The organism is Halanaerobium saccharolyticum subsp. saccharolyticum DSM 6643, assembly GCF_000350165.1.
Taxonomy (GTDB): domain Bacteria; phylum Bacillota; class Halanaerobiia; order Halanaerobiales; family Halanaerobiaceae; genus Halanaerobium; species Halanaerobium saccharolyticum.
Map to the genome: position 1 here is coordinate 74,133 of NZ_CAUI01000015.1, position 17,995 is coordinate 92,127.

Here is a 17,995-nt window from a genome sequence, read left to right on the forward strand (position 1 = left end):
ACTTTTTTGAAGGCTTATGTCAAGAAAATAGTGCAATCTGGTATAAAAAGGAAAAAGCCTGCAGATACAGGCTTTTGTTAAAAATTTATTTATCTGTTACTTTATAAACTAAATCATAGCTAAAGCCTTTATTGGCAAGATAATTTTTTAGTTTATAACTGGAACTATCTTCTTCAGTTCGTCTGCGTAACCATTTATCTTTTAGATACTCGGCCATCTCAAGTTCCTCTTGATTACTTAAGTATTCATTTAAGGCATTATTTATAAGCCGTTGATTAACTCCCTTATTTTTTAGTTCTTTATAAATAAGTTTTCTACCGCGTGGATGATGTTTTTTTCTTGATCTAATCCACATTTCAGCAAAACGTTCTTCATTTAGATAATCCTTCTCTAAAAGAAAATCAACTACTGCTTTTATAACATCTGCTTCAAAATCTTTTTTGCTTAATCTATCTTCTATTTCTTTAATTGTTCTTTCTCTATAGCTTAAAAGTTTAAAAGCTTTATTTCGAGCTTTAGAAAATTCTTTCTTATCTACTTGATCCATTAGTAATTAATCCTCTTTCTTTTCTTTCTTTTTTTCTTCTTCCTCATCTTCGCCTTCTATCAGACCTACTTTAACTCTAATTTTATTATCAATTTCTTCCATAACTTCTGGATTGTCGCGCAGAAATTCTTTAGAGTTTTCTCTACCCTGGCCAAGACGAACATCACCATAGGAATACCAGGAACCTGCTCGATCAACAATACCTGTTTCTTCTCCTAAATCAAGAATACAACCGGGTTGTGAAATTCCTGTTCCATACATAATATCAAATTGACAATTTCTAAAAGGAGCTGCAACCTTATTTTTAACTACCTTAACTTTGGCTGTGCTACCAATTAATTTATCTCCGTCTTTAATAGTTTGTGATCTTCTCATTTCTATTCTGACTGAAGAATAGAATTTAAGTGCACGGCCACCAGGAGTTGTTTCTGGATTACCGAACATTACACCAATTTTTTCTCTAATCTGGTTAATGAATACAACTGCCGCTTTTGATTTACTAATCGCACCAGATAATTTACGCATAGCCTGTGACATCAATCTTGCCTGCAGACCCATATGAGAATCTCCCATATCTCCTTCTAATTCTGCCTTTGGTACTAAGGCTGCAACAGAGTCAATAACTACTAAATCAACAGCATTACTGCGGACAAGAGCTTCTCCAATCTCCAAAGCTTCTTCTCCACTGTCTGGCTGTGAAATTAAAAGGTTATCAATATTAACTCCTAAATTTTTTGCATATTTAGGATCTAAGGCATGCTCAGCATCAATAAAAGCTGCTATTCCATCCAACTTTTGTGCTTCTGCAATAATATGCAGAGCCAAGGTTGTTTTACCAGATGATTCATTACCATATAATTCAATGATTCTACCCTTAGGAATACCACCAATACCTAAAGCTAAATCTAATGGTAAAGCCCCTGTAGGAATCGCCTCTACATTTAATTTTTGAGAGTCTCCTAATCGCATAATTGAACCTTTACCAAATTGTTTTTCTATTCTCTTAACCGCTTTATCAAGCGCTTTTTCTTTATCACTAGTTGCCAAATTTATCGTCCTCCCCAAATTTATTTTAACTGCAATTTTTGTCTTTAATTATATTATAGAACAAATGTTTAATTAATGCAAGAAGCGTTTTCTATTAAATGGAAAATAATTTAATATATTCTGGCCCTTCTTTTTTTAACTTACTTTGATAAAGAGTGATACTCTCAATTTTTGCATAAATGTTAACAAAGTTTTGGCTTTTAAACTTATCACTGATACTTGAATTTTTATTTTTGGCTCTTCCTAGAGTTAGGTGTGGAATATAATCCCGATTATCCCTTTCAAAATCATATTTTGCTGTTTCCGTTTCTAATCTTTTATGAATTGTTTTCAGGATATTTTCACCTTTATTTAAAGCTAAGTACAGAACTTTAGCTCTTTTAAACTCTGGAAAAGCACCAAGTTTATCAAAGTTGATATATTGTCCTTTACTGTTAAATTCAATGTTTTTTAATGTCTCAATCAGATTTTTTTTATCAATTTCGGAAGCTTCGCCAATAAATTTTAAAGTTAAATGCCAGTTTTCTTTTTTAACCCACTTAAAATCAGCATTCAGTTCAGATTTTAATATTTTAAGCTTCTTTTTTATAAACTTTTTACTTCTATTATTAATATCTACTGCTATAAAAAGCCGCATTTTATTACACCCTTTAATTATTTATTCCTAATTCAGATTCGACTCTGTCCAATAATTCTCTTGGCTCCTGATAATTATCATTAATATGCAGTGCTTTTCTTAATTCGGCTCTTGCAGCTTCCAGCATATCAGCTCTATAATAAGCTAAACCTAAAAGATAACGACTTTCTGCATAATCTGGATTTTTTTCAACTGCAAGTGAAAATCGAGAAATAGCCCGATAATTTTCTTCTCTTTCCAAATGAATTTGTCCTTCTGCTAAATAAGCCTGAACATAATCTGGATTATATTTTAATGATTGTCCATAATAATTTAAAGCCTGATTATAATTATCTCTTTCTTTTTCAATCTGACCCATTAAATAATATCCGTAATAAGAGTTTGTATTAATTTCTACAGCTTTTTCCAGAGCAGATTTAGCCTCATTAAGGTTTTCTAGTTCAAGATAACTTTCTCCTAACCCAATATAATAAGGTGCAAAATCATTTCTAATCTTAATACCCTGATTATAGATAGACACCGCAGAATTATAATCATTAACCTGCTGATATAAATTACCTAAATTCAAATAAAGGGAAGATTGAGACCCATTTAAGTCTAAAGCAGACTCATAATATTCTACAGCCTGATTTAAATTTCCTTTTACCTCTTTAATTCTAGCAAGATTCAAATAATCAGCTGCAGTCGGATCTATCTCAATTATTTCTTGATACAATTTTTCAGCATTATTAAAATTATCATTTTCTAACTGGACATAAGCTAAATCACGTTTAAATTTTAGTTCAGTAACTCCTTCTGCTTCCGCAATTTTTAAATATTTTAAAGCTTCTTCAAAATTTGCACTATCAAATTGATTATCTTTATTTAGATATAGCTCACCAATTTTCCAGTTCAATTTACCACTTTGATAACCGAGGTTATTCATTCTTTCCAAATAATTGATAGCCTTTGCAGCCTGATTTCTATTAACTGCTGTCATTGTTGAATAATATAGAACACTAAACTCTAAGCCTTCGTCTAATTTATCATTTTCAATTAAAGTATTAAACTTTTCTTCAGCCAAAGCATAATTACCTTGGTTGTAGTCATTTAAAGCTTCAGTAAAAACTTCTGATGGGGACTTTTCTGATTCAACAGTTTCATTTTGTGCTAAAGCAAAACTTGTGATTGAAAACAATAATAAAAAAATCAATAGTAAATTAAAAAACTTTTTAAGCATTATTTTCCCCGCTTTCTTTTATCATTTTATAAATTTCGAAAAGTGCAATTTGAGAAGCATAAAACCGATTCATTTTTCTACCATAATTTTTAGAAAACTTAAAACAATTTATCTCACCCTTATAATTAAGAGCTAAATACATTGTGCCTGCAGTTTTACCATTATGTGCCGAAGGCCCAGCTGCTCCTGTAGTTGCAACAACAAGATCACTATTAAAAATCTCAGCAGCATTTTCTGCCATTTTTGTTACACATTCCTCACTCACAACACTATGGTTTTTAAAAAAGTCGGAACCAATATTTAATAAATCTTCTTTTATTTTTTGTTGATAAGCAACTATTGAGCCTAAAAAATATTGAGAGCTCCCTCCTTTTTCAGTTAATCGCTCAGCTATTAAACCACCCGTAAATGATTCTGCAGTCGCAATACTCAGCTTTTTAGAAATTAATAAACTGTGAACTTTATCTAAGATATCTTCTTGACCTTCTCCATATATCAAATTCTCAAATTGATTTTTTATTTTAGCAGCAGCTTTGTTTATTAATTCGTTTTTTTGCTTTTGATCACTGATTTTACTGTCGTCAATTTTAAGCCTCAGTTTAACTTCTGCCCTTCCAGCCTGATAACTAATTTCTAGAGCAGAATGAAAGTTTAGCTCTTCAATTTTAGCAGCAAGAGTTGATTCACCAATCCCAATAAAATTAAATTCTTTAACTAATATTTTATTTTTAGTCATGTTTAATAATTCTAACTCAATTTTCTTTTTAAATAAATACTTTAACTCTGATGGTACACCTGGTAATAAATAAAACCTTTTATTTTTAGTTTCCACTTTTAAAGCTGGCGCTGTGCCTCTGTTATTATCAATTATTTCTGCTCCAGCAGGAAAATATGCCTGTGAAAGATTATTAGAAGTCATATTTGACTGATGATTGCAAAAAATATTTTTTAGTTTATTTTCAATTTCTTTTGAATAAATTAATTCTAAATCCATTGCCTCAGCAAAAGCCTCTTTTGTTTGATCATCCTTAGTGGGACCAAGTCCACCTGTAATAAAAACTAAATCCGAATTTTCTGCTGCTTTTAAAATAGTATTTTTTATATTATCTTTTTCATCACCACAGATGAAAATGTTTTCAAGTTGAAAACCTAAGTCATTTAAATTCTTTGCTAAAAATTTTGAATTGCTGTCCTGCACAAGTCCGCTAATTAATTCTGATCCAGTTGCTACTATCGCTGCTTTCAATAATCCCACCTCTTATTAATTATAACATTTTAAATAAATAAAATCGACCCTATAAAGGTCGATTGAATTAAAATCTGATTAAAATTATCAAATTATAAAGATAATTATTTTTAAAATTATTAAAGTAGTTAATCCTGCTAAAATATCATCCAGCATTACTCCCCAACCCGAGGGTAAATCTTGAACTTTATCGATCAACCAGGGTTTAGTAATATCAAAAATTCTAAATAAAATGAAGCCTCCGATTAAAACTGGTATATTTAATGGTAAAGTATAATATGCTAATAACTGACCGGCCATCTCATCTATCACTATTTTACTATCATCTTTGATGCCTGTCTGCCTTTCTTCAAAATCAGCTATGGCAATTCCACCTATAGAAAGAGCAGATATGAAATAGATGTTATTTAATAACGGAAAGGTAAAAACAAGTAAGACCATTAATAATGAACCCCAGGTTCCAGGTGCATAGGGAAGATGTCCACTATAAAAACCTGTTGCCAAAAAATGATTTATTTTTTTAAGCATAACTTCCTCCCCTTAAGAATAATCAACCTCTGCCCCAGCAAAATAGGTATAACCTGAATAAATAGTTATTAATACAGTCAGCCAGACTAATCCTTCAGTTAGAATAAAAGGTAGCTCGAAAATTTTAGGGTCAATAATTAAGGCAATAGCGGTTATCATCTGAATAGTAGTTTTAGTTTTACCCCAGATATTAGCTGGAATTACTGAACCCTGATCAGCTGCAACCACTCGTAATCCAGTTACTGCAAGTTCTCTTGCCACAATAATTAGCAGCGGCCAGGTAGATAAAACTCCAATTTGCACAAAAGCAGTAAAAACACCAATAATTAAGAGTTTATCTGCCAGTGGATCAAGAATTTTACCCAAAGTCGTTATCAAATCATGCTTTCTGGCATAATAACCATCATATTTATCAGTTAAAGCAGCCAGAGCAAAGACTACTAAAGCAGCAATACTAGAACTTAAAGTGTTAATAAAAAGCAAATAAATAATTATTGGAACCAGCAAAATTCTTAATGTAGATAATTTATTAGGTACGTTCATTCTCGATCTCTCCTATTAAATCATAATGGAAGGCCTCTTTTATTACAGCCTCATAAATCTCTCCAATCTGAAGCTCATGATTTTCAATTGGAATGTAAATTTGATTATCTATCTCAGGCGAATCATAACGTGAGCGAGCTAAATAGTTTTCTTGGTCTTGATCCTCGATAATGATTTCTAATTTTTTATTTACAAATTTCTGGTTCTTACTAAGTGAAATTTCCTGCTGCAACTGCATAATTTCTTCTTTACGTTCTGCTTTAATTTCTGCGGGCACTCGATGCTCAAAGTTATATGCTGCAGTTCCTTCTTCTCTAGAAAATTCAAAAACACCCAGTCTATCAAATTTGTATTTTTTAACAAACTCTTTTAACTGCTCAAAATCTTTTTCATCTTCTCCAGGAAAACCAGTAATTAAAGAAGTTCTAAGTTTAGCATCAGGAATTTTATTTCTAATCTTATTTATTATATTAGCGATATCTGCTTCAGTTCCTTTACGATTCATTAATTTTCTTATTTTTTCTGAAGAATGCTGAATTGGAAGATCAAAATAATTACAGATTTTTTCTTCTTCAGCAAAAACATCTATAATTTCATCTGTTATAAATTCAGGGTAGCTGTATAAAACACGAATCCATTTGATGCCTTCTACTTCTGCTAATTTTTTTAAAAGCGGAGCTAAAGCAGAACGACCATAAATATCAATTCCATATTGAGTTGTATCCTGAGCAATAATAATTATTTCTTTTATTCCCGATTCTGCGATTCTTTTTGCCTCAGCTACAATGTCAGCAATTGATCTACTTTTAACCGTTCCCCTAATCTGAGGTATGCTGCAGTAGGTACAATTGTTATTACAGCCTTCAGCTATCTTCAGATAAGCATAAACGTTATTATCTAATTCGCGCGGTAAGGAAGAACTATAATCAAAACCTGCCTCTTCTATACCTCCAGTTTCTTTGCCTTCTAAACTTTCTCTAATAACTTCTGCTATTTCATCAAAGTTTGAAGTCCCCAGGATAGCATCAATTTCTGGAATATCCTTTTTTAACTCCTCACTATATCTTTGAGTTAAGCAGCCGGTAACAATAACGGACTTACAGTTATATTTATTTTTATATTCTAATGCTGTTAAAATTGTTTCAATTGATTCTTCTTTAGCATCCTGTATAAAACCACAGGTATTGATTACTATTACTTCTGCTTTTTTAAAGTCATTAGTATATTTAAAATCTTTTTCTCCTCTTAAAAATCCATTCATATGCTGACTGTCAACCTCATTTTTGGGACAGCCTAAGGTCATTAAAGAATATTTTATCATTTTTACTCCTTTATAATGTCATAATTTAAAAACAAATTCATATTATTCCAAATTATAAGCTCTATAACTACAAAAAAGCCCTTAAAGGGCTTTATTTCTGAAATGGTCGGGCTATCCGGATTTGAACCGGAGACCTCTACACCCCCAGTGTAGCGCGCTACCAAGCTGCGCCATAGCCCGTTATCGACAAAAAATATTATATACAAATTAAGTCTTTTTGTCAAATATTTAACAGCTATTTTATTTTATATAATCTAGTTTTTTTAAGTATTCCATTGTTTTATCTGGATAATCAGTCACTACAAAAATTTCCTGCAGTGAAGAACTATTTTTAGCTATCAATTTAATACCACTTTGGGTATTATATTTTAATTGAATATAAGCAGGAGTTCCACTTCCTTTTCTCCTATTAATTCGGCCCGGAATTATACTCTTAATTAATTTAGAAAGAGCTATATCTTCTAACAAAGGTAGTATATCCTCGATTATTGTATGTTCTTGCTTAACTTTATTATGCCTGTACTTATTAGCCATTTAGATCACATCCTCAGTTAATTATAACATCGATAGATTAATGCCGCAAATACAAGCAAACTTTGTATTTTTCTATTTTATCATATAAATCAAATTTAATTATTATTAAATAAAAAAAAGAAAGCCAAAATTGACTTCCTTAAAATTCAATGGAGCTGATGACCAGACTTGAACTGGTAACCTGCTCATTACAAGTGAGCTGCTCTACCAATTGAGCTACATCAGCACAGTATAAAATTTAAAATGGCAGGGGAGACAGGAATTGAACCTGCAACCAATGGATTTGGAGTCCACTACTCTGCCAGTTGAGCTACTCCCCTACATTATACAATATGTTATTTTAAAAAATGGAGCTGATGACCAGACTTGAACTGGTAACCTGCTCATTACAAGTGAGCTGCTCTACCAATTGAGCTACATCAGCACAGTATAAAATTTAAAATGGCAGGGGAGACAGGAATTGAACCTGCAACCAATGGATTTGGAGTCCACTACTCTGCCAGTTGAGCTACTCCCCTATGAAGAGGCGTTTTTCAATCAAGCAATAATTATTATAATAAAGTTATGGTGATAGGTCAAGTACTATTTCTTTAATTATCTAATATTAGCTTAGTTTAATCCTGTTTTTCTTTAAAATACTTAATTTTACCCCTGATTTCATTATATTTTATTTGTTTTATTATCAAAAAATTCTTACAAAGACAATTATCTCCTTTATATATTTTTTTAAATGTAAAGCCGAATACATTTCGTGTTTTTATACACTAAATATTATAAATAACTTGATATTTTTTTAATTATATATTATGATTATATCGTAAATGTTAAATATATTGTTAATATGAGGTGGTTTAAAATGGAAAAACATGATTTGATAGTTATTGGAATGGGTCCTGCAGGAATGGCAGTAACTGCTATGGCAGCAAATATGGATCTAGATGTTCTCTCAATTGAGAAACATAAAGTTGGGGGAGAATGTTTAAATTACGGCTGTGTTCCTAGTAAGGCTTTATTAAAAGCAGGAGAAGTTAATGAAGTAACTGAAAATTTAAAGAAATTTGGAATTAATTTCTCAGGAAAAACTGAAATTGAAAACCCTTTAGAAATAGTAAGAGAAAAAGTTGGAGAAATTAGCGGCAGTAAAACAATGAAAGCCTTTGAGAGAGCAGAATTAATTATTAATCAAGGGGAAGCAAAATTTGTAGATAAAAAAGTTATTGAAGTTGATGGGAAGCAGTATACAGCTGATAAAATATTTATTGCTACTGGTACTGAACCATTAATTCCACCTATCCCTGGTTTAAAGGATGTACACCGTTTAACTAATTTAAATATTTTTGAGCAGGAAGATATCCCAGAAAAACTAACTATTATTGGTGGTGGAGCAATTGGTTCTGAAATGGCTCAAGCTTTTTCTAGATTGGGCGCAGAAATCAATATGTTCCAGATAGATGATCACCTGGTTCCAACTGGTGATGAAGAAGCGGGTCGAGTTCTAGAAGAAAAATTTAAAAAAGAAGGTATTGGTGTTTATAACAGTACTGGAATTAATAAAGTTGAAGAAAAAGATGGCAAAATTATTACTCATACAGATGCTGGTGTATTTGAATCAGATGAAATTCTTGTAGCTACAGGAAGAAAAGCTGTTTTAGAACCACTACAACTTGATAATGCGGGTATAGACTATGATAAAAATGGTATAAAAATAAATAAACGATTAGAAACAAATGTTAAAGGAGTTTATGCTGTTGGAGATTGTAATGGTAAGGCACTTCTGTCCCATGCTGCAATGCATCAGGGAATGTTAGCTTTAATGAATGCTATTAATCCGACTCCCATTAAACAGTTCAAATATGATGATTTCCTTGTTCCCTGGTCTGTTTTCACAAAACCAGAAATTGCTCAAGCTGGTTTGACAGAAAAAGAAGCAAAAGAAAAAAATATAAATTATCAGGTAGTCAAAGAAAAGTATGAAAATTATGGACGGGCAATTGCTGATGGTAAACCAGAAGGTTTTGTAAAAGTAATAACTAACAGTAAAGGTAAAATCTATGGTGCTACTATTGTTGGAGAACAGGCAAGTGAATTAATCCATGAATGGATTTTAGCAATTCAGCATAATATTTCAATGTTTGATTTAATGATGACTCAGCACTCTTTTCCAACAATTTCGTTAATGAATAAAAGAATAGCTGAAAAATGGATGATGGGAAAAACTAATACAGGAATGGTTCCTAAATTAGCTAAAAAGTTTATTTAAAAAAATATGTACTACTACAATTAAAGCAGGCAAAATGCCTGCTTTTTTTGTTTTTATTTTCTTTTTTTAATGGCGATGATTTCTGGTGGTGGCCCTGGTTGATTAAGAAATTTATAATTTAAAACATTATATTTTTATAATCTAAATTTGAACTATAATTTAAGATTGATTCTTTTTCTTTTTCTCCACCCTGATGTCCACTATAAATAACAAGAATAACTAAACCTGTTTCTTTTAATAGTTTTAAAGATTTTTTAAGAGCAGTTATTGTACTCTCGCTTTTAGTTATAATTTCCTTATTTCCTCCTGGTAAATAACCAAGATTGAAAATAACAGTATCTAAGTCTTCTTCAACATATTTATCTATTTCAGCATGATCTGACTTGATTAGCTTACACTGTTTTGCTAAAGAATTAGTTTCTAATAAATCAGCAGTATTATCTAATGCTTCCTGCTGAATATCAAAAGCATAAACCTTTCCCTCTTCTCCTACTAATTCAGCTAAAAATTTAGTATCATGGCCATTTCCAGCTGTAGCATCAAGTACAACATCTCCTATTTCAACTTCTTTTTCTAATAAATAATGAGAAAATTCTACCGCATTTAAAAAATCATTTTGCATCTAAATCACCCTTTTTCAATTAATTTGTCTATTAATTTAAGATTAAGATATAGCTAAAAAATTAAAGTATTATTAACTTAATCTACTCAAATAATCTATAATTAGAAATAAATTCAATTGACGATGAACTAAAGTTAATATATACTATTAATTGTGCTTGCGAAAAAGATATCTGCCCTCATCGTCTAGGGGTCTAGGACACCAGGTTTTCATCCTGGCGGCAGGGGTTCGAATCCCCTTGAGGGTACCAATTTTATATTTATTTAAATTATATGGAGGGATGCCCGAGTGGTTAAAGGGAGCAGACTGTAAATCTGCCGGCGATGCCTACAAAGGTTCAAATCCTTTTCCCTCCACCATTTTTTTTATTATGATATTAAAACACCCGTATTAACGGGTGTTTTTTTGTTTTTAAATTTAGTTGTCTTCTCTTAAATTATTTATATTTATTTTATCATCTTCAACTTTAAATTCTACTTCTGCAATTCCGGCTGGTCCACTCCAGGGGCCGCGTTCTTCTCCATTAACTACAGCTGTTATAGCTCCTGCATTACCAATTTTAATGTAGAGTTCATTATTAAGTTCAAAATCTCTGCTGTCTCCAGCTTCTAAAATACCACTAAAAGCGGTTTCTCCATCAAGCCTTATATTAACCCAAACAGTGTCAGATGCCATAAAATTAATGGTTTTATCCATTTCACTGCTTTGAGCCTCTGTTTCGTTATTTTCAGCAATTTCAGATGAGTTTTCAGGCTTTGTATCGGCATCATTCATTGTTAAAGTTTCATTAATTTCAATATTCTCATCAACATCAATTTGCTGATTATTATCTTCATTAATATTAGTTAAAGTATCCTCGACTATATTCTGTTCTTCCATTAGATTATTGGAAACAATAATTTCAGTTATTTTATCACTTTCAGCTGAATTAATCCCTTCCATATCATTAAAATTATTTGGATTTATAATTTCAGTATTCTGATCAGATAATATTTCTGGATCTATAGAATCTAAAATATCATTTTCATTATTTATATCTGCTAATTCTGCTTCCATTTCTGCTTCAGTTTTATTATTTTCATTATTTTGCTGATTACTATCTTCTGTATTCTCTAAAATTAAGGCATTCTCCTCAATGTTTTGTTCATCATTAACATTTTGATTTAATAATCTTATTTCTGAACTCGCAAAATACTGAAATGTATAAACTCCAGCAGCAATTAAAAATAAAGAAATAAGTACAATAAAAATAATTTTAAAAATACTTTTTTTGCGACCCTTATTCCCTTTCACTTTATGAGTTACCTTTGTTCCATCAAGATAATCTTGATGGATAGGGCTTTTACTTTCCTCTTTAATATTTAGAACTGGATAGTAATTTAAAAGTTCTTTATAATTTATATCAACCTCTCTAGCATAGCCTTTGATAAAAACTTTTAAATAAACCTTGCCTGGAAGAACATCAAAATTATTCGCTTCTATAGCTTCTAAATATTTTTTTCTAATTTTTGTTAGTTCTTGAATATCGTTAAGAGTTAATCCTTTTTCTTGTCTTGCCTTTTTCAATAATGTTCCTAACTCTATATCTTCCAATGAAATATCCTCCTTTTACAATAACAATCTATATTAATAATTAAATTTTGCTGATCTTAAATAAAAACTCTATTATATTATAACATACTTTAATGATTTATTTAATTGTTTTGTTAGATTATTTTTTATAAGGTTAATTGCAAGTTGCAATGCACGGTTTTTGAGATTGTTTGGATTAGATATTTAATAAAAGTTTGCTTCAAAACAAAAAGAGCAGCTTAAAGCTGCTCTTTAATAATGTATCTATATTTATATTTATTTTTTATTTTTAATTATTTCTCGCCTTTATAATATGGCTCACCTGAGGCTGCAGGCGGAGTTGATTTACCAAAAAATCCAGCTAGTACAACTAGAGTAAGTACATAAGGTATTGCACTAATTAGTTCTGAAGGTATAAACGGAAAATCTACTCGAACTGCAACAGCTTCTGCAAAACCAAATAACATTGCAGCACCAAAGGCACCAAAAGGATGCCATTTACCAAAAATCATAGCCGCTAGAGCAATAAAACCACGGCCGGCAGACATTTCTCTAACAAAAGCACTACCATCACCTATCGATAAGTGTGCTCCTGCTAAACCTGCTAAAACACCACTTATTAAAACACTGATAAATCTCCATCTATTAACATTGATACCTAGTGTATCAGCTGCTGCTGGATGTTCACCAATGGATCTAATTCTAAGACCCCAGTGGGTTTTAAAGAAAATAAACCAAACAACTGGAACTAAGATCAAAGCAATATAGGTAATCGGGTTATATCTAACTCCTAAGACTCTAAAAGCAGGTAATCTAGTTACGATTGGAGAAGTACCTTTTACTCCAAATAATACCTGCAGTAAGAAAATTGTAATTCCAGAGGCAAAAATATTAATACCGGTAGCAACTACAATTTGATTTGCCTTAAAGGTTACACAAACAAGGGCTAAAATCGCCGCAAAAGACAAACCAGCAATCATTGAATACAAAACACCAATCCAGGGACTTCCAGTACTTGCACTACCATAAACTGCTGCAAAAGCGCCAATAAGCATCATACCTTCTAAAGCAATATTAACAACACCGGATCTCTCAGAAAAAATACCTCCTAATGCTGCTAATATTAAAGGAGTAGCAAAACGAAAACTTGCAAGAATTAATGATAAAGAAAATATTTGTTTTAATGTATCCATTATTCAACCCCTCCTTTAGCTTTTTTCTTAGCAAGATATACTTTAAAGACCTGGAGGGCTGCAACAAAGAAGATGACTAAAGCCTGAATTAACATTACAATTTCAGACGGAATACCTGAAAATTGCATTTCCAGACCACCCTGTGCTAATGCTCCAAATAAAAGACCACCTAAAATAACTCCAATTGGATGTGTCTGACCAATTAAAGCAACAGCGATTCCAGTGAAACCATAACCCGCGTCCATACCATTTATAAAACTTAAATGGGTTCCTAATACTTCACCGACTCCAGCTAATCCGGCAACAGCACCACTAATAAACATAGCAGTTATAATACCTTTGCTGGCATTAATACCACCATATTCGGCACCATCTGGATTAAAACCAACTGCTCTCATTTCATAACCAAGTGTAGTTTTAAATAATAAATACCATAAAACAACGGCTGCTATAAGAGCAAGAAAAAAGTTGATATGAAGTCTAATTGCAGGACTTGCAAACAATTCAGCAAAAGGAAGATTGGATAATAGCGGATAATCCATAATATTTTTAAAGTTAAACATTGAAGCAGATTCCATTATTCTAGGAGTAGCTGGTCGACCTGTATTTCTAAAGATATTAATACCATAATTAATAGTCAAAGCAATAGCAATATGATTTAACATGATAGTCGCTATAACTTCGTGTACATCCATTTTAGCTTTTAATAAACCAGGTAAACCTCCCCAGAGACCACCGACAAACATTCCGGCTATAATAGCAAAAGGAAGATGAATAAATGCAGGTAAAGAAGTAAAATAAAAACCAACAACTCCTGCAGTAAATCCTCCCATTAGAAGCTGTCCTTCTGCCCCAATATTAAATAAACCAGCTCTAAATGGTAGAGCTACAGCTAGTCCAGTTAAAATCAAGGGGGTCGAGCGCCACAAAGTATTTGCGATTGCTCTAAAACTACCAAAAGCACCTATGTATAAAGCAGAATATGCATCTACAGGTGATTTATCGGTTAAATATATAAATAATGTACCAACGATTAGTGCAACAATTATTGAGAATAAAGACAAAGCTAAATCTGTTAAAATAGATTTTATTTTATCTGAATATTTATTCACTACTCTCACCTCCTGCTTCAGTTTTAGAACCAGTCATCAATTTACCAAGTTCTCTTTCATCTGTTTCTGAAGCTTTTAAAACATCAACAATTTCTCCTTCAAAAATTACCGCAATTCTATCACTTAAAGATAATACCTCGCTTAATTCTGCAGAAACCAATAATACTCCTGCACCTGCATCTCTGCGATCAACAATCTGTTTGTGAATAAATTCTATTGAGCCAACATCTACACCACGGGTTGGTTGAGAGGCAATTAAAAATTCAGGGTCATGGGAAAACTCTCTAGCAACAATAAGTTTTTGTTGATTACCACCAGATAAATTTTTAGCCTTCGCTTCCATTCCGCCGCCACGTATATCGTATTTTTTAATTAAATCTGCTGTATATTGAGCTATATTATCATACTGCATAACTCCATTTTTAGAAAACGGATTTAAATCATGGTACCCTAAAATAATATTTTCTTTGAGATCAAAATCCATAATAAGACCACGTTTTTGTCTATCTTCTGGTATATGTGCTACTTTTTCTCTTTTTATCTCTCGTGCATTATATTTACTTATATCTTTGTCCCGGAGTTTTATTTTTCCACTTTCGATATCGCGAAGCCCGGTTATGGCTTCAATTAATTCTGACTGACCATTACCTTCTACACCTGCAATACCAAGAATTTCTCCTTTTTTAACTGATAATGATATATCTTTTACTGCAGGAATACCTCTATTATCTTTTATATTTAAGTTTTCAACATTAAATATTTCTGCACCAGGTTTAGCTTCAGTTTTTTCAACCTCTAATAAAACCTGTCTTCCAACCATTAACTCAGCCACATCTTCTTCACTAACATCTTCGGTATTGACAGTATCAACACTTTTACCTGAACGTAAAACAGTAATTCTATCAGAAATTTCTTTAACTTCTTTAAGTTTGTGGGTAATAAAAATAATGGTTTTACCCTGTTCTTTTAAAGATTTAAAAATATCAAATAATTCATCAATTTCCTGTGGAGTTAAAACCGCAGTTGGTTCATCAAAAATTAAAAGTTCTGCACCTCTATATAAAGTTTTAATGATTTCTACTCGCTGCTGCATTCCAACAGAAATATCCTCTATTTTAGCTTCAGGATCTACAAATAGACCATATTTTTCAGAAATCTCTTTAACTTCTCTTTTTGCAGTTTTCTGATCTAACATCAGGCCGCTGCGAGGTTCATTACCAAGCACGATGTTTTCGGTTACAGTTAGTGGATCAACCAACATAAAGTGCTGATGAACCATTCCTATCCCTAATTTAATAGCATCCTGGGGTCCGTCTAAATTAATTTTATTTCCTTCATAAAAAACCTGGCCACCATCAGGATCATAAAGGCCATATAAAACATTCATTAAAGTTGTTTTACCAGCACCATTTTCTCCAACAAGGGCATGGATCTCCCCTTCTTTAATTGATAAATTAACATTATCATTTGCTTTTACACCTGGAAATATTTTAGTTATATTCTGCATATCTAAAATATAATTATCTTCCCTGGGCATGATTATTCCTCCCTAAAATATACTAGAAATTAATTGGGCTCTGCTAAAAAAGCAGAGCCCTTTAAGTTAAATATAATTTGTACTAATTATTAAAGGTTATCAGGTCTGCCTGTTTCTCCCCAATTTTCTACATCAATTTCACCATTGATGATCATTTCTTTAATTTCAGCTATCCGATCAGCATGAGGAGAAGTAACTGTTTCCTTCATTTCTTCAATAGTTTGCAATTCAGCTTCAGTAATTGTTCCATTGTTTAAAGCATCCATTACTGGCTGTCCAACTTCAGTTAAGCTAGTTAGATCAACACCACCATCTTCTAGAGTAAAGTATAAGTTTTCTCCGCCCTGATAATTACCTTCTACAACAGATTTAACTGTATCAAATACAGCGTTATCTACTTTTTTAAGCATACTTGCAATAACATAACCTGGTGCTACATAATTTTGATTGGAATCTACACCAATTGCATAAATGTCTTCTTCTTCAGCTGCCTGGAAAACTCCAGAACCTGTACCACCAGCTGCATGATAAATTACATCTGCACCATCATCAATCATACCAAGTGCAATTTCACGACCTCTAGCAGGATCTCCGAAGTCATCAGCGTATCTTGTCTGAAATTCAATATCAGGATCGATGTATTTTGCGCCCTGATAAAATCCGCCTTCGAAACGGTGGATTAATGAAAAATCTACTCCACCAACAAATCCTACATTACCGTTTTCACTAGTTAAAGCTGCTAAAGCTCCTGCAAGGAAGGATCCTTCCCACTCAGCAAAGTTTAATGTTACAATATTATCTGGAACATCCTGAAAAGCCTGATCTACATGAGCAAATCTAGTTTCTGGATATTCAGCTGCAACAGTCTGTAAACTATCTGCCATCTGAAAACCTACACCAATAACTAGATCGAAACCTCTAGATGCAAAACGACGTAGTGCTGTTTGATCTTCAGATGGATCAGCTGGCTCGATATATTGGAAACTAATTCCTAATTCTTCTTCGGCTCTCTGTAAGCCGCGATATGCTGCATCATTAAAAGATAAATCTCCAAGACCACCTGTAGATAGAACAATACCTACTCTAGTGTCCTGTGCAGCTGCTGGAACTGCTGCAAAAACAACCATCATAACAAAAGCAAAAACAATAGCTAAACTTAAAACTTTTTTCAAAATAATGACCCCCTCATATATTTTTTTGAATGGTACCAAATTTTGTGAATTACAAATATAATATAACATTTTTATGTTGAATTTGCAACATATAAGAACTCAACAAAAGCAAGTTGTGCAAAAATTAAATACATTAAAAAAAATAAATTTTATCTGCTTCTTAATACTTTGAATTGAAATTGATCACTTCTAAAATAATTTTTTGAATAAAGAAATAATCGTTCCTGTTCATCATAATGCATCTGCTCTAAAAGTAAGATAGGCGTATCTTTTTTTACATCTAATTTTTGCATTAATTTTTCTTTTGCTGTAACAGGTATTATTTCTGTAACAGCATATTTTATTTTTAACTTATATTTATTTTCCAACAAATCAAAGAGTGAATGATTAAAATCATCATCAACAGCGATTGGAAAAAGATTTGTATTTAAATAATCAATGCAAAAAACTACCGGCTTATCATCGGCCGTTCTTACTCGCTGCAGTTTTAAAATTTCTTGATCTTCTTTAATATTCATTTTAAGAGCAAGTTTTTTATCTACTTTTTCTTTTTTAACTTCTAAAGCCTTTGTTCCTGGGGTAAATCCTTCATTCTTAATTGTATCACTAACACTAAATAATTCTTCAATACCTCTTTTGAAGCGAGGAATTGGTTTAGAAACAAAAGTTCCTACTCCCTGACTTTTAATAATTTTACCTTCTTTTTCTAAAACTCGAAGTGCCTCTCTCAAACTAGCTCTGCTGACATCAAGTTCTTTAGCAAATGCTGTTTCAGAGGGGAGTTTATCACCTGCTTCATAAATTTCTTGATCAATTAAGTTTTCAATATGTTCCTTGATTTTTAAATAAAGCGGTCTTTTATCTTGTTTCAAAATTTCCAATCTTTATCACCCCTCCTTGCTCAG

The 17,995-nt window shown here is 32.0% G+C and carries 17 protein-coding genes and 7 tRNA genes; 3 read left to right on the plus strand and 21 right to left on the minus strand.

Going from position 1 to position 17,995, the window contains the following annotated elements:
* Positions 1 to 85 precede the first annotated feature (85 nt).
* The 14 genes from HSACCH_RS05625 to HSACCH_RS05690 form a co-directional block, all read right to left on the minus strand.
* On the minus strand, positions 86 to 547 hold the full coding sequence (locus HSACCH_RS05625) for a regulatory protein RecX (protein ID WP_005488519.1): 462 nt from the start codon (positions 545 to 547) through the stop codon (positions 86 to 88).
* 6 nt (positions 548 to 553) lie between these two features.
* Positions 554 to 1,594 (minus strand): recombinase RecA, encoded by a 1,041-nt coding sequence (recA, locus tag HSACCH_RS05630; RefSeq protein ID WP_005488520.1) that lies wholly within the window; start codon positions 1,592 to 1,594, stop codon positions 554 to 556.
* 94 nt (positions 1,595 to 1,688) lie between these two features.
* On the minus strand, positions 1,689 to 2,231 hold the full coding sequence (thpR, locus tag HSACCH_RS05635) for an RNA 2',3'-cyclic phosphodiesterase (RefSeq protein ID WP_005488522.1): 543 nt from the start codon (positions 2,229 to 2,231) through the stop codon (positions 1,689 to 1,691).
* Positions 2,232 to 2,244: 13 nt separating this feature from the next.
* Positions 2,245 to 3,450, minus strand: a complete 1,206-nt coding sequence (locus HSACCH_RS05640; RefSeq protein WP_005488523.1) for a tetratricopeptide repeat protein — start codon at positions 3,448 to 3,450, stop codon at positions 2,245 to 2,247.
* Positions 3,443 to 4,696, minus strand: a complete 1,254-nt coding sequence (locus tag HSACCH_RS05645; RefSeq protein WP_005488524.1) for a CinA family nicotinamide mononucleotide deamidase-related protein — start codon at positions 4,694 to 4,696, stop codon at positions 3,443 to 3,445. Before HSACCH_RS05645 ends, HSACCH_RS05640 begins: the two co-directional genes overlap by 8 nt.
* Positions 4,697 to 4,783: 87 nt before the next feature.
* Entirely contained in the window at positions 4,784 to 5,224 is a 441-nt protein-coding gene (locus tag HSACCH_RS05650; protein WP_005488525.1) for a phosphatidylglycerophosphatase A family protein, read from the minus strand.
* Between the two features lie 12 nt (positions 5,225 to 5,236).
* Positions 5,237 to 5,767, minus strand: coding sequence for a CDP-diacylglycerol--glycerol-3-phosphate 3-phosphatidyltransferase (gene pgsA / locus HSACCH_RS05655; RefSeq protein WP_005488527.1), 531 nt, complete (start codon positions 5,765 to 5,767; stop codon positions 5,237 to 5,239).
* Positions 5,754 to 7,088, minus strand: coding sequence for a 30S ribosomal protein S12 methylthiotransferase RimO (gene rimO / locus HSACCH_RS05660; RefSeq protein ID WP_005488528.1), 1,335 nt, complete (start codon positions 7,086 to 7,088; stop codon positions 5,754 to 5,756). The genes pgsA and rimO overlap by 14 nt, the downstream gene beginning before the upstream one ends.
* A 103-nt stretch (positions 7,089 to 7,191) precedes the next feature.
* Positions 7,192 to 7,268, minus strand: a tRNA-Pro gene (locus tag HSACCH_RS05665).
* Between the two features lie 60 nt (positions 7,269 to 7,328).
* On the minus strand, positions 7,329 to 7,622 hold the full coding sequence (locus HSACCH_RS05670) for a DUF2103 domain-containing protein (RefSeq protein ID WP_005488531.1): 294 nt from the start codon (positions 7,620 to 7,622) through the stop codon (positions 7,329 to 7,331).
* 150 nt (positions 7,623 to 7,772) lie between these two features.
* Positions 7,773 to 7,848 (minus strand) — tRNA-Thr (locus tag HSACCH_RS05675).
* 18 nt (positions 7,849 to 7,866) lie between these two features.
* A tRNA-Trp gene (locus HSACCH_RS05680) sits at positions 7,867 to 7,942 on the minus strand.
* Between the two features lie 28 nt (positions 7,943 to 7,970).
* Positions 7,971 to 8,046 (minus strand) — tRNA-Thr (locus tag HSACCH_RS05685).
* A gap of 18 nt (positions 8,047 to 8,064) precedes the next feature.
* Positions 8,065 to 8,140 (minus strand) — tRNA-Trp (locus HSACCH_RS05690).
* A gap of 338 nt (positions 8,141 to 8,478) precedes the next feature.
* Here HSACCH_RS05690 and HSACCH_RS05695 point away from each other — a divergent pair.
* Positions 8,479 to 9,882 carry a dihydrolipoyl dehydrogenase family protein gene (locus HSACCH_RS05695; protein WP_005488533.1) on the plus strand — a complete coding sequence of 468 codons (1,404 nt, stop codon included), beginning with the start codon at positions 8,479 to 8,481 and terminating at the stop codon, positions 9,880 to 9,882.
* Between the two features lie 118 nt (positions 9,883 to 10,000).
* Here HSACCH_RS05695 and HSACCH_RS05700 read toward each other — a convergent pair whose 3' ends face one another.
* Positions 10,001 to 10,504: a tRNA (mnm(5)s(2)U34)-methyltransferase gene (locus HSACCH_RS05700; RefSeq protein WP_005488534.1), complete on the minus strand. Its 504-nt coding sequence runs from the start codon at positions 10,502 to 10,504 to the stop codon at positions 10,001 to 10,003.
* A 174-nt stretch (positions 10,505 to 10,678) separates the two neighbouring features.
* Here HSACCH_RS05700 and HSACCH_RS05705 point away from each other — a divergent pair.
* Both HSACCH_RS05705 and HSACCH_RS05710 read left to right on the plus strand, forming a co-directional pair.
* Positions 10,679 to 10,754 (plus strand) — tRNA-Glu (locus HSACCH_RS05705).
* A gap of 24 nt (positions 10,755 to 10,778) precedes the next feature.
* Positions 10,779 to 10,863, plus strand: a tRNA-Tyr gene (locus tag HSACCH_RS05710).
* A gap of 58 nt (positions 10,864 to 10,921) precedes the next feature.
* Here the strand turns inward: HSACCH_RS05710 and HSACCH_RS05715 are convergent.
* The 6 genes from HSACCH_RS05715 to HSACCH_RS05740 all read right to left on the minus strand — a co-directional run bounded on the left by HSACCH_RS05715 (position 10,922) and on the right by HSACCH_RS05740 (position 17,971).
* Positions 10,922 to 12,097 carry a helix-turn-helix domain-containing protein gene (locus HSACCH_RS05715; protein WP_005488535.1) on the minus strand — a complete coding sequence of 392 codons (1,176 nt, stop codon included), beginning with the start codon at positions 12,095 to 12,097 and terminating at the stop codon, positions 10,922 to 10,924.
* Between the two features lie 272 nt (positions 12,098 to 12,369).
* Complete coding sequence (locus HSACCH_RS05720; RefSeq protein ID WP_005488536.1) at positions 12,370 to 13,269, minus strand: ABC transporter permease; 900 nt, start codon at positions 13,267 to 13,269, stop codon at positions 12,370 to 12,372.
* Positions 13,269 to 14,381: an ABC transporter permease gene (locus HSACCH_RS05725; protein ID WP_005488537.1), complete on the minus strand. Its 1,113-nt coding sequence runs from the start codon at positions 14,379 to 14,381 to the stop codon at positions 13,269 to 13,271. The genes HSACCH_RS05720 and HSACCH_RS05725 overlap by 1 nt, the downstream gene beginning before the upstream one ends.
* A complete protein-coding gene (locus HSACCH_RS05730; protein WP_005488539.1) occupies positions 14,374 to 15,918 on the minus strand; it encodes an ABC transporter ATP-binding protein in 1,545 nt (514 codons plus the stop codon). The genes HSACCH_RS05725 and HSACCH_RS05730 overlap by 8 nt, the downstream gene beginning before the upstream one ends.
* Before the next feature lie 89 nt (positions 15,919 to 16,007).
* Positions 16,008 to 17,090, minus strand: coding sequence for a BMP family lipoprotein (locus tag HSACCH_RS05735; RefSeq protein ID WP_005488540.1), 1,083 nt, complete (start codon positions 17,088 to 17,090; stop codon positions 16,008 to 16,010).
* Positions 17,091 to 17,239: 149 nt separating this feature from the next.
* Entirely contained in the window at positions 17,240 to 17,971 is a 732-nt protein-coding gene (locus HSACCH_RS05740) for a GntR family transcriptional regulator (protein ID WP_005488541.1), read from the minus strand.
* Between the last annotated feature and the right edge of the window lie 24 nt (positions 17,972 to 17,995).

Coding starts and splice junctions, on each gene's coding strand:
- HSACCH_RS05625 (WP_005488519.1), bottom strand. CDS start 547: ATGGATCAAGTAGATAAGAAAGAATTTTCTAAAGCTCGAAATAAAGCT.
- thpR (WP_005488522.1), bottom strand. CDS start 2,231: ATGCGGCTTTTTATAGCAGTAGATATTAATAATAGAAGTAAAAAGTTT.
- HSACCH_RS05640 (WP_005488523.1), bottom strand. CDS start 3,450: ATGCTTAAAAAGTTTTTTAATTTACTATTGATTTTTTTATTATTGTTT.
- HSACCH_RS05650 (WP_005488525.1), bottom strand. CDS start 5,224: ATGCTTAAAAAAATAAATCATTTTTTGGCAACAGGTTTTTATAGTGGA.
- pgsA (WP_005488527.1), bottom strand. CDS start 5,767: ATGAACGTACCTAATAAATTATCTACATTAAGAATTTTGCTGGTTCCA.
- rimO (WP_005488528.1), bottom strand. CDS start 7,088: ATGATAAAATATTCTTTAATGACCTTAGGCTGTCCCAAAAATGAGGTT.
- HSACCH_RS05670 (WP_005488531.1), bottom strand. CDS start 7,622: ATGGCTAATAAGTACAGGCATAATAAAGTTAAGCAAGAACATACAATA.
- HSACCH_RS05695 (WP_005488533.1), top strand. CDS start 8,479: ATGGAAAAACATGATTTGATAGTTATTGGAATGGGTCCTGCAGGAATG.
- HSACCH_RS05700 (WP_005488534.1), bottom strand. CDS start 10,504: ATGCAAAATGATTTTTTAAATGCGGTAGAATTTTCTCATTATTTATTA.
- HSACCH_RS05720 (WP_005488536.1), bottom strand. CDS start 13,269: ATGGATACATTAAAACAAATATTTTCTTTATCATTAATTCTTGCAAGT.
- HSACCH_RS05730 (WP_005488539.1), bottom strand. CDS start 15,918: ATGCCCAGGGAAGATAATTATATTTTAGATATGCAGAATATAACTAAA.